We start from the raw sequence: 11385 nt of genomic DNA on the forward strand, positions 1-11385 counted from the left end.
TGAGCAGCTGCCGTTCGGTCCCTACAACGCCGTCGGGTCGACCCGGATCCGCAAGGCGCCCTCGCTCTTGCGCGCGCTGCGCACTCCGCTGGCCTGTTTGACGGCGGTCACCAAGGCGGCTCCGGTCCGCAGCGGCGTACGCAGGGTCAGCCGCTCGATCGGCTCATCTGCCTCGGCTCCGTTCCGCCCTCCGGCGCCGCCCGAAACATTGACCGGAACCGGCCCGAGGACCTCGTACGGCTCCGGCGGACGCAGCAGGTCCAGCATCTCGGTGAGCGGAGCCGTCGCGCCCTCGACGGTGACCACCTTCGCGGCCGGCGGAAAATGAGCCTCGGCCCGCTCCGCCAGCTCGCGGGCGGCGAATCCGCCTGGATCGAGTCGGACCAACGCCTGTAGCGCCCGGGCCGAGCTGTCGCCCGCCGCGATCACAGACCCTCCGTCCACGCCGGGACGTACCAGTGCCACTACGGCGAGCCAGCGCCGCAATGCCTCCTCCGACGCCCGTAGATCTGCCCGCAGCAAGAGCAGCGCCGTGTCCAACAGCACCGCCCCGGCATATCCGCCTTCCGCTCTCGGCTCGGCACCGGGTGTGGCCACCACCAGCGCTGGGGTCCCAGGCACATCGGCAAGCACATGTTGCCCGCTCGACTGTCGGATCACCGTGTTGGGGAAGGCCCGGCCGAGCTCTTCAGCCGTGCGTTCCGAGCCGACCACGGGCGCGCGCAGCGATCGGCTGCCGCAGATCGTGCACTCCCAATCAGGGTGCAGCAGCCCGCACCACGAGCAGGCGAGATCACCTCCGTGCTGGTGCCCTGACGGACCCTGAAGCCACAGCGGACCGTGGCAGCGGCCACAGCGAGCAGGCTCGCGACACTCCTGACAGACCAGCGCCACCAGGTATCCCGCCCGTGGCACCTGCACCAGCACAGGCCCCTGCGGCAGAGTCCCCCGGATCAGCTCGAACACCTCGTGCGGCAGCCTGGCGCTCCGGGCCGCGGGATCACGAGCCAGTGCTCGATCGGTGTCGACCGCCACTCGGACTCGCGGCGCGGTATGTCGGGTCTGCGTCCGATCGGCACCGAGGACCCGCAGCCAGCCCTGCTGGGCCCACTGCTCGGTCTCGCAGCTGCGGGCATAGCCCGCGAACAGGACGGCGCTGCGCTGCTGGGCAGCACGCAATGCCAACACGGTCCGGGTATGCGGATAGGGCGCTCGCGGCTCCGCCAGCAGATCGTCGCCGTCGTCCCACAGCGCCACCAGCCCCAGATCGCGCACCGGTGCGTACGCCGCAGCCCGGTTCCCGATCACCACCCGTACGTCCCCGCGCAGCGCCGCAAGGAACGCTCGATAGCGGGCGGCTGGACCGGCTTCGGAGGTCAGCACCACGAACCCCGTTCGGCCCAGCCAGCGGGTGCACGCGGCCCGCAGCCGGGTGAGGTCGCGCTGATCCGGCACCACGAGCACCGCACTTCGTCCGCCATCGGCCACCGCCCGGGCCGCGGCTGCGAACCCGTCAGCCCAATCCCCGCTGTGGTCAGCGGCTGGAATCACCTGCCAGTACGCCCGTGGCCGGCTCCCGGTCCGCAGCACAGCCAGCAACTCGAGCCCCGTCGGATAGCACCGCAAGGCGCTGGCCATCTCCTCGCTCAGCTCCGGCAACGGAGGCCTGACGACCGGGTCCGCCTTCTCCGTTGCCGCGTGCCGGGGCGGCACCGCCAACCGCACGACGTCGGCGAAGCAGCCGGCATAGTGATCGGCCACGGTGCGGATCAGCGCCGCGATCTCCGGGGTCAGCACCGGCTCGGGCGAGATCACCTTGGAGATCGGGCTCAGCTCGCGGTCACTGTCGCTGCTTGCCAGCCGCTCCAGCACGAACCCGTCTCGTAGTCGGCCAGCGAACCGCACCCGCACCCGGGCTCCGGGCACGGCCACGTCGTCGTCGGCCGGCGCCACCCGATAGTCGAACGGCCGATCCAGGTGCGCCAAGGACACGTCGACAGCGACCCGCGCCACAGGGAGGGTCGGAGTCGAGGTCTCGGGCACCTGCCGATGATCGCAGCCGGCGCCGACAATCCCCACTTCGCACCAACTGGTGCTACTGCGCACCAGGTGGGCGGGGTGCGAAGTTGCATCAGCTGGTGCGCAGTGGGGATTGGGGTGGTGTGACCTGCGGTCGCCGGTCCGGCTGGCGCCGCCGGGTCAGAGATGTACGCGGCTCTGACGGGATGCTGAGTCGGTTTGCGCCGCGGGGCCACCGACGACCACCAGTTGCGCGTGCACGGCGTACGTTTCGCGCCGCCGGGCCACGGACGGTCGCTGAGCGGGCGTGTGCGGCGTACGTTTCGCGCCGCCGGGCCACAAACGGCCGTCGACCAGGCGCGCACGGCGTACCTCTCGCGTCGCGGGACCACAGATCAGCGCCGGGAGCGGCGACTTCTGGCTCTGTCCGGTGGGATCGCTGATCGAGAAGGAGGCAAGGCACCTGTTCACGGCCGAATCAGGTGCCAAACCTCCTTCTCGCGAGGACCTGCGTGCGCCGAGCGGGCAGGCCGAACGGGACTTGCCTGCACCCGCCTCCACCAACGACCGCCGAGATCCCGCATCGACTCCGCACCAATCTGGTGCTACTCCGCACCCCGCCCGCCTGGTGCGCAGTAGCACCTGTTGGTGCGAAGTCGGATGAGAGGGCGCGCTGTGAGAGGGCGCGCTGTGACTCACACCGAAATGTGCGAAGTCGGGATGAGAGGGGCGCTGAGGATGTGATGCGATAGCGGGCGTGTCGAAAGCGACGGATGGTGCGGAGGCGTACGAGCATGCCGAAGCCGGTGAGGACCGCCTGCTGCTCATCACATTGGCAGCTGCGATGGTGTCAACCGGGCAACCGACGTACGAGGTGGAGGAAGATCTCATGGCCGTCGGCCGACATCTCGGGTATCCCCAGGTGCAGCCGGCGGTGGCGCCGACCGGCATCACCTTGGCGCTCGGCCCCGGGAGATCCGCCACGGTCGAGACCGTGAGCGGTCCGCTACGGCTCGATCAGTCGGCGGAGGCCCGCTGGATCCGGCAGCAACTGCTCAACGACGAGATCGACCGCGGCCAAGCGCTGAGCCGCCTCGGCGCGCTGCGGGGCCGCCCCGAGCGATATCCGAACTGGCTATCAGCCCCGGCCTGGGTGGTCGCCTCGATCGGGATCGGTCTCATCCTGCAACCTGGGGTGGCCAACATCATCGTGACCGCCATCGGGTCACTGGTCGTTCTCGGCCTCAGTAGGCTGAGCGGTCGCAGCCGCGCCCTCGCGACGCTGCTGCCGAGCGTCGCAGCCTTCGCCGTCGGCTGTCTGGTCTTCGGCGCGGCATCCGCCGGGCTGCTGGAGGGAGCACTTCGTACGCTGCTGCCACCGCTGGCCATCCTGCTGCCCGGCGCGACCCTGGTGACCGGACTGTCCGAGATCGCCGCCGGCGCGATGGTGGCCGGCGTGTCTCGGGTCGGTCACGGTGTGGTCCAGTTGTTGCTCTTCGCCCTGGGCATCCTGGCGGCGGCCGCTGCCTGGCAGGCGCCAGAGTCGGCGCTGAGCAACATCAGGGTGGATGAGCTCGGCTGGTGGGCGACGCCGCTGGGGCTGCTGTTGGTCTGTGTCGGAGTGTGCCTGACCGAAAGCGTCCGGATGGCATATGTGCCCTGGGTGCTGCTGGTGGTGGTCACCGCCTTCGGTGCCCAGCTGCTCGGCCAGCAGGTCTCCGGAGCGGCCCTCGGCGGCTTCCTCGGCGGCCTGGCAGCCAGCTTTGCGGCCACTGTCGTCGAGTTGCTGCGCCCGCAGCTGCCGCGGCTGGTGCTCTTCCTGCCGGCGTTCTGGATGCTGGTGCCCGGCAGCCTCGGTCTGCTCTCGGTGACCGAGCTGGCCTTCGGCCCGACCGGCTCGCCATCGGCCGGCTTCGGGGTCGTCGAACTGGTCGCAGCGATCGCCCTCGGCCTGCTGGTCGGCTCGGTGCTCGCCCGATCGCTGCGTACCGCGATCCACCGCTGATCCGAGGGCCCAGATCCACCGCTGATCCGAGGACCCAGAGCGACCAGGTGCGGTAGCTGTTCTGTGTCAGTGTCAGGCCGTAGCCTCGTCTGGTGAGCAAGTCTTCACCCGATCCCGACGGCCTGATTCTGCCGGTCAAAGCCCTGCGCGACCTCGCTGCCTCCGCGGTGCGGAACACCGATCCGGAGACCCTGACATTTGCGCTGCCCGGGCAGGACGATCAGGTCAGCCAGCGGCACGCTCGGACGGCGATCGACCTCGCTCTTCGAGTCGGCGAGGCACTGCTGGTCATGGGCGCGTCCGCCGCGGATGTGACCGCGTCCACGCTGCGGCTGCTGACCGCCTACGGAGTGACCTCGGCTCACGTCGACATCACCTTCACCTCGATCACGGTCTCGGTGCACCGGGGTCTCAACGAGGACCCGTTGACCGTCCTGCGCGTCATCCGGCAGCGCGGCATGGATCATTCGCGGCTGCAGAATGTCCAGCAGCTGGTGGACCGAGTCACCCGAGCGCCCGCCGAGAGGCGGCCATCAGTCGATCAGGCCCGCGAGGAGCTGGTCGGGGTGCTGCGCGCGCCTCAGCCCTATCACGATTGGGTCGGAGTAATGGGTGGCTCGTTGCTGGCTGTCGGCATCGTCATCTCCCTCGGCGGCAGTCTGGCGACCATGGTGCTGGCCGCCATCTCGGCGGCCGTGGTCGCCGGAGCCGCGGGAGCTCTCGGCAGAGCAGGCTTTCCCACGTTCTTCGTCCAGGTGATCAGCGCAGCCATCCCCACCTTGCTCGCTCTCGGGGTCGCCTGGCTTCAGTCCCAGGGGATGGCCGACTGGGTTGACACACCCTCGCTCGTCGTCGTTTCGGGGATCGTGGTGCTGCTGGCGGGAATGACCGTCGTCGGCGCCGCCCAAGACGCTTTGGACGGCTATTACGTCACTGCCTCAGCACGAGGACTGGAGGTCGTCGTGGTCACCATGGGGATCGCCGTCGGCATCGGCCTGATCCTCACCGTCGCTTCGCTGGCAGGGCTTCCGCTGACCATTTCGACCCAGGTCACGACATTCACCGCGGTCGGCTTCAGTGCACTCGCCGCGCTGCTTGCCGGTGTGGGCTTCTCACTCTCGGCCCGTGCCAGCCCCAGGACTGTGCTGGTGGCAGCTGTCGTCACTCCCGTTGTCTACCTGGCATATCTGCCGATCATGCTGCTCGAGTTGCCGGTCGGCTTCGCTGTTGCCGGCCCGGCCGTCCTTGCCGGGGTGCTCGGCTACGTCGCGCAGCGGCTGCTTCGAGTCCCGGAACAAGCCGTGACGACAGCAGCGATCGTGATGCTGCTGCCCGGCCTGGCGGTCTTCCGCGGTGTCGACTCGTTGATCTCTCTCGGTGTCGGAGGCACTGGTCTGGCCGACCTGCTGAGTGCGGTGGGCACCGGTCTGGGCTTGGCGGCCGGAGCGTCCGTCGGGGGTTTCGTCGCCCGGAAGGTAGCCGGTCTCGACCGGGTGTCTCGCCGGGTGTTCCAGGGTCGGCAGCGCACCGACCGCGTCGAATAGTGATTGCGGCCGATTTGCTCAGCCGCGAACCGCAGCCGCCAAGGCCGATGCCCGGTCGGTCTTCTCCCAGGTGATCTCCGGCAGCTCACGGCCGAAATGCCCGTACGCCGCGGTCTGGGCGTAGATCGGCCGCTTCAGGTCCAGATCGGCGATGATCGCGGCCGGTCGCAAGTCGAAGACCGACAGCACCGCGTCCTGGATCTGGCTGACGGGCACCTGCTCACTGCCGAAGCACTCCACATAGAAGCCCACCGGATGGGCCTTCCCGATCGCGTACGCGACCTGCACCTCGCAGCGACGCGCCAAACCGGCGGCGACCACATTCTTGGCGACCCAGCGCATCGCGTACGCCGCAGAGCGGTCCACCTTGGACGGGTCCTTGCCGGAGAACGCGCCGCCACCGTGCCGGGCCATCCCGCCGTAGGTGTCGACGATGATCTTGCGGCCGGTCAGCCCAGCGTCGCCCATCGGCCCGCCGATCTCGAACCGGCCGGTCGGATTCACCAGCAGTTGGTGGCCGCGGGCGTCGATGTCGAAGCGGTCGAGAACCGGCTGCACCACGTGCTTGCAGATGTCCGGCGTGAGCAGGGTGTCCAGATCGATGTCGGCGGCGTGCTGGGTGGACAACACGACGGTGTCCAGCCGCGCCGGACGCTCTCCGTCGTACTCGATCGTGACCTGGGTCTTGCCGTCCGGCCGCAGATAGGGGATGACACCCTCCTTGCGCACCGCCGCGAGCTGCTCGGCCAGTCGGTGGGCGAGGTCGATCGGGAGCGGCATCAAGGAGTCGGTCTCGGTGCAGGCATAGCCGAACATCAGGCCTTGGTCGCCGGCACCCTGGTGGTCCCGCTCGTCGCTCGATTCCCCGGTCCGGGTCTCGAACGCCTCGTCCACGCCCTGGGCGATGTCCGGCGACTGCTGGCCGATCGCGACCGAGACACCGCAGGACGCCCCGTCGAAGCCCTTGGTGGACGAGTCGTAGCCGATGTCGAGAATCCGCCGGCGCACGATCGAGGGGATCTCGGCGTATGCCTCGGTGGTCACCTCACCGGCGACCACGACCAAGCCGGTGGTCACCAAGGTCTCGACCGCGACCCGGCTGCTCGGATCCTGCCGCAGCAGCTCGTCCAGGACGGAGTCGCTGATCTGATCGGCGATCTTGTCCGGGTGGCCCTCGGTCACCGACTCGGAGGTGAAAAGACGTGCTGCCATGGTTGTGCCCCTCAAAAACACTCGGGTATCTGGCCGCCGGTGCGACACCGGCTCAGGGCAACCTTACCTGCGGGAGCGTTGCCCTAGGGCACAGTCCCAAATGAGGTGCGCCAGATAGTCCTTGCTGCCCGCCCAGGGCCCGTCGGCACCTGCACCGGTCAGCAGCACGATCTCGTTGTCCGGGCGACCGAACGCCTTGTGCTCCCCCACCTCGTTCAGCACCAGGACGTCACACCCCTTGCGAGCCAGCTTCGCCCGCCCCAGGTCCAGCAGCGAGCTGTCAGCGGTGGGCGTCTCGGCTGCGAAGCCGATCAGCACCTGAGCCGGATCGGTCCGGGCGCGGACCAGGCTCGCGAGCACATCGGTGGTCTGGACGAGATCCAGGCGGAGACCACCGTCTCCGTCCTTCTTGATCTTGGTATCGCTCCGGGCGCTCGGCGTGAAGTCAGCAGGCGCCGCCGCCATCACGACCAGGTCCGCGGCTGCCGCCTGCTCGGTCATCGCCGCCGCCAGGTCCGCCGTGGAGACCACTCGGTGCACCGTGACGCCCGGTGGCGCGGGCAGTGTGACGTTGGCGGCCACCAAGTCCACCTGCGCACCTCGGAGCGTGGCCGCTCGCGCGAGCGCCCAGCCCATCAAACCCGAGGAGCGATTGCCGAGGAAGCGGACCGGGTCGAGGTGCTCCCGGGTTCCGCCGGCACTGACCACCACCCGCAGACCGGCCAGATCCCGCTCGGCACCCCGGCCGACGATCGAGGGATCGATCAGGACTGCCTCGGCGACGGCCTCCAGCTCGGCCGGATCCGGCAATCGACCCGGTCCAGAGTCCGGCCCGGTGAGTCGGCCGTTGTCCGGGTCGATGACCAGACAGCCTCGCGACCGCAAGGTCGCGACATTGGCCTGGGTCGCCGGATGCAGCCACATCTCGGTGTGCATGGCCGGCGCGAAGACCACCGGGCAGTGCGCGGTCAACAGCGTGGAGGTGAGCAGATCATCAGCACGGCCGGTCGCAGCGCGGGCCAGCAGGTCCGCGGTCGCCGGGGCGACGAAGACCAGATCGGCCTGTTGGCCGAGCCGGACGTGCGGCACCTGATGCACGTCGTCGAAGACCGAGGTGTGCACCGGCTTGCCGGACAGGGCCGCCCAGGTACCAAGGCCCACGAACTCCAGCGCCGCCGCAGTTGGGATGACGGTGACGTCATGTCCCTCGGCCTGCAGCCGCCGCAGCAGCTCGCAAGCCTTGTAGGCAGCGATGCCGCCGGCGACGCCGAGGACGACGCGACTCATCTGGTTGCGCGGGCTCTGGCTGAGGATCAGGCCGGGTTGTCGTACGACGTGGTGTCCACCTCGGCCGCCGCGGCCTCGTCGGCGTCACCCTCGATGCAGGTCAGTACTCCGGCGTTCACCTCACGCAGCGCGATGGACAACGGCTTCTCCTGCACGCCGGTCTCCACCAGCGGGCCGACGTGATCGAGCAGGCCCTCGCCGAGCTGGGAGTAGTACGCGTTGATCTGACGAGCCCGCTTGGCGGCGAACAGCACCAGCCGGTACTTGGAGTCGGAGTGGGTGAGAAGCTCGTCGATCGGGGGGTTGGTGATCCCCTCGGCAACCACGTTTCCAGACAAGAGCAAACCTTCGATTCCGATTGTGCACAATGCGCTGCCGGCCCTTGGTGGGCACGGCGCAGCCGTCCGTACGAACTACAGACCCAGTAATACTACCAACTCCGCCACCGCACCGGTGACGTCGTGATTGACGATCGTGGTGTCGAACTCCGATTCGGCGGCCAGTTCCTCGGTGGCGGTCCGCAGCCGTCGCTCCCGCTCTTCGGCGGTCTCGGTCCCCCGGTCCACCAACCGGCGGACCAGTTCCGCCCACGACGGCGGGGCCAAGAACACCAGATGCGCCTCCGGCCAGCGCTCCCGGACCTGCCTCGCACCTTGCAGGTCGATCTCCAGCACCGCCTCGTGGCCCGCGGCAATGGCAGCCGTCACCGGTCCGCGCGGCGTGCCGTAGCGATGCCGGCCGTGCACGACCGCCCACTCCAGCAGGTCGTCGTCGGCCACCAGCCGGTCGAACTCGGCCTCGGAGATGAACAGGTAGTGCACTCCGTCGATCTCGCCGGGGCGCGGCGGCCGGGTCGTCACCGAGACCGAGACGAACACCTCGGGATGCTGACGCCGCAACTCGGCGACCACGGTGCCCTTGCCGACGGCAGTCGGGCCGGACACCACGGTGAGGCCAGGGTGTCGTCTGCGGTCGCGACTCACTTGGTCCGCGGCGCGAACTCGGCCACCAAGGCCGCGGCCTGGTGACGGCCGAGGCCCCGCAACCGCCGGTTCGGGGCGATGTCGAATTTGTCCATCGCCCGATCGGCACGCACCGCGCCGACTCGCGGGAGCGCCTTGAGGATGTCGACGACCTTGGCGTGCGCGATCACGTCGTCGGTCTCGGCTGTGGCGAGCACCTCGGCCAGGGTCAGCTCACCGGTCCGCAGGGCCTGCTTCACGGCTGCGCGCCGCCGCCGGGCCTCCGTGGCCGCATACCGGGCCTGCTGCCGCTGCTCGTCACTCAGCGGGGGAATCGTCACACTAGGTCCTTCGAAAAGCCAGCCAGCAGGGTAGCCACGGGTGCAGCTGCGAATCCGTGGTTGAACCAGTGAACTTACCCCACCGGCACTGTCGTCATCATCTGGGTCAGCATCTGTTCGGCCTTCGCCCGGATCGCGGCCGGGTCCGGGCCGGCAGCCATCAGCTCGCGGCTTGCCGCGGGCAGCACATAGCGCAGGGCGTCGCCGAAGACCTCGGCCAGGTCCCTGGCGCCCGCGCCCTGGGCGCCGATGCCCGGGGAGAGCAACGAGCCGTGCACCTGCGACAGATCCACTCCGGTCCGGCCGATGGTGGCGCCGACGACGAGTCCGACGTTGCCGTACTCCTTCCCGGCGTTGGCCGACGCGGCAGCGTCGACGATCTCCTCCGCGACCAGCAGGCCCGAGGCCGCCCGGGCATGCTGGACCTGGCGCCCTTCCGGGTTGGAGGTGAGCGCCAGCACGTACACCCCGCGGTCGGAGGCCTCGGCCAGTTCGATGGTCCCGGACAGTGATCCGAAGCCCAGGTAGGGGCTGACGGTGATCGCGTCCGCGGCCAGCGGTGCGCCGTCGGCCAGATAGGCGGCTGCGTACGCATCCATGGTCGAGCCGATGTCGCCACGCTTGACGTCCAGCAGGGACAGCGCACCGGCGTCGCGCAGGTCGGCGAGCACCCGCTCCAGGACGGCGATGCCGGCCGCGCCGTGCAGCTCGAAGAACGCCGACTGCGGTTTGAACACCGGCACCAGATCGCCGAGCGCGGCCACCATGGTCCGGGCGCACCGTTCCAGGCCGGACGCGTCGACCGGCAGGCCCCACGCGCTCAACAGCGACGGGTGCGGGTCGATCCCGGCGCACAGCGGCCCTCGCTCGGCCACCAGGCTGGCCAGACGTTCTCCATAACCGGTCACAGTGGACCCCTTTCCAGCCGAGTTGGCTCGTGTGCGGCGAAGCGGGCATTGAGGCCGGTGACCAGCCCGGGCCCGCCATAGATGAAGCCGGTATAGACCTGGATCAGCCGTGCCCCGGCGTCCAGCAGCGCCAGACCGTCGTCCGGGGTCAGCACCCCGCCGACGCCGATGATCGGCAGCTCCGTGCGCGCTGCCAGGAAGCCGACGACCTCGCGCGCTCGGCTGGTCAACGGTGCCCCGGACAGGCCCCCGGCCTCGGCGGCGCGTGCGGCATCGGTCGGATCGATCCCGGCCCGCGACAGGGTGGTGTTGGTGGCGATCAGGCCTGCGGCGCCGGAGCCCTCCACCACCTCGACGGCCTCCTCCAACGCCTCGTTGGTGAGGTCGGGGGCCAGTTTCACGAACACCGGCACCGGGATTCGATCCGCGTCCGGCGTATCGCTCGGCCCGGCCAGCACCCGGGCCTCGGCGGTCAGCGCGCCCAGCAACTCGGCAAGACTGTCCGCGTCCTGCAAGGCGCGCAGCCCGGGCGTGTTCGGGCTGGACACGTTCACCGCGACATAATCGGCGTACGGGGCGAGCAGCCGCAGCGAGGCCAGATAGTCCGCGGTCGCGGACTCCAGCGGAGTGACCTTGGTCTTGCCGATCGAGATCCCCAACGGGATGCCGACCCGGCCGTTCCCGCGACGTACGCCGAGCCCGTCGAGACGCTGCGCGAGGGCCTGGGCGCCGTCGTTGTTGAAGCCCATCCGATTGATGATCGCCCGGCTGTTCGGCAGCCGGAAAAGTCGCGGCCGGTCGTTGCCCGGCTGGGCCTGAGCGGTCACCGTGCCCAACTCGGCGAACCCGAAGCCGAGCGCCGACCAGGCCCGGACCGCGAGGCCGTTCTTGTCGAGGCCGGCGGCCACCCCCACCGGTGAGGCAAAGTCGATGCCCGCCACGGTGACGCCTTGCTGCTGCCGAGCCAGCCCGGCACGCAGACCGGCCCGCAGCGGGGTCAGCCGGCCCATCGCCGCCAGCGCCCGCAGGGTCTGCTCGTGCACCCGCTCGGCATCGCCGCCGTACGCCCGGAACAGCACCGGGCGGACGAGTCGGGAGTAGAGCACG

At 69.7% G+C, this 11385-nt stretch carries 10 protein-coding genes; 2 read left to right on the forward strand and 8 right to left on the reverse strand.

Annotation, left to right across the window (positions count from 1 at the left end; all coding sequences use genetic code 11):
- Positions 1-21: 21 nt before the first annotated feature.
- Entirely contained in the window at positions 22-2043 is a 2022-nt protein-coding gene (locus MLP_RS12745; RefSeq protein WP_156821143.1) for a primosomal protein N', read from the reverse strand.
- A gap of 733 nt (positions 2044-2776) precedes the next feature.
- Here MLP_RS12745 and MLP_RS12750 point away from each other — a divergent pair.
- Together MLP_RS12750 and MLP_RS12755 are read left to right on the forward strand one after the other, a co-directional pair.
- On the forward strand, positions 2777-4024 hold the full coding sequence (locus MLP_RS12750) for a threonine/serine exporter family protein (RefSeq protein ID WP_013863512.1): 1248 nt from the start codon (positions 2777-2779) through the stop codon (positions 4022-4024).
- 92 nt (positions 4025-4116) lie between these two features.
- Positions 4117-5568: a threonine/serine exporter family protein gene (locus MLP_RS12755; RefSeq protein WP_013863513.1), complete on the forward strand. Its 1452-nt coding sequence runs from the start codon at positions 4117-4119 to the stop codon at positions 5566-5568.
- Positions 5569-5586: 18 nt separating this feature from the next.
- On the opposite strand, the gene metK is transcribed toward MLP_RS12755, so the two are convergent.
- The 7 genes from metK to MLP_RS12790 all read right to left on the reverse strand — a co-directional run bounded on the left by metK (position 5587) and on the right by MLP_RS12790 (position 11384).
- On the reverse strand, positions 5587-6780 hold the full coding sequence (gene metK, locus MLP_RS12760) for a methionine adenosyltransferase (RefSeq protein WP_013863514.1): 1194 nt from the start codon (positions 6778-6780) through the stop codon (positions 5587-5589).
- Positions 6781-6843: 63 nt separating this feature from the next.
- Positions 6844-8067 carry a bifunctional phosphopantothenoylcysteine decarboxylase/phosphopantothenate--cysteine ligase CoaBC gene (gene coaBC / locus MLP_RS12765; RefSeq protein ID WP_013863515.1) on the reverse strand — a complete coding sequence of 408 codons (1224 nt, stop codon included), beginning with the start codon at positions 8065-8067 and terminating at the stop codon, positions 6844-6846.
- Between the two features lie 26 nt (positions 8068-8093).
- Positions 8094-8405 carry a DNA-directed RNA polymerase subunit omega gene (gene rpoZ / locus MLP_RS12770; protein WP_013863516.1) on the reverse strand — a complete coding sequence of 104 codons (312 nt, stop codon included), beginning with the start codon at positions 8403-8405 and terminating at the stop codon, positions 8094-8096.
- Between the two features lie 75 nt (positions 8406-8480).
- Positions 8481-9050: a guanylate kinase gene (gmk, locus tag MLP_RS28320; protein ID WP_013863517.1), complete on the reverse strand. Its 570-nt coding sequence runs from the start codon at positions 9048-9050 to the stop codon at positions 8481-8483.
- Positions 9047-9370, reverse strand: coding sequence for an integration host factor, actinobacterial type (gene mihF / locus MLP_RS28325; RefSeq protein WP_013863518.1), 324 nt, complete (start codon positions 9368-9370; stop codon positions 9047-9049). The genes gmk and mihF overlap by 4 nt, the downstream gene beginning before the upstream one ends.
- Positions 9371-9444: 74 nt before the next feature.
- The gene (gene pyrF, locus MLP_RS12785; RefSeq protein WP_013863519.1) at positions 9445-10278 is read right to left on the reverse strand and encodes an orotidine-5'-phosphate decarboxylase; all 834 of its coding nucleotides are present in this window, start codon (positions 10276-10278) and stop codon (positions 9445-9447) included.
- The gene (locus MLP_RS12790; protein WP_013863520.1) at positions 10275-11384 is read right to left on the reverse strand and encodes a quinone-dependent dihydroorotate dehydrogenase; all 1110 of its coding nucleotides are present in this window, start codon (positions 11382-11384) and stop codon (positions 10275-10277) included. The genes pyrF and MLP_RS12790 overlap by 4 nt, the downstream gene beginning before the upstream one ends.
- Position 11385: the final 1 nt, after the last annotated feature.

The sequence above is a fragment of the Microlunatus phosphovorus NM-1 genome, from assembly GCF_000270245.1.
GTDB classification, from domain to species: domain Bacteria; phylum Actinomycetota; class Actinomycetes; order Propionibacteriales; family Propionibacteriaceae; genus Microlunatus; species Microlunatus phosphovorus.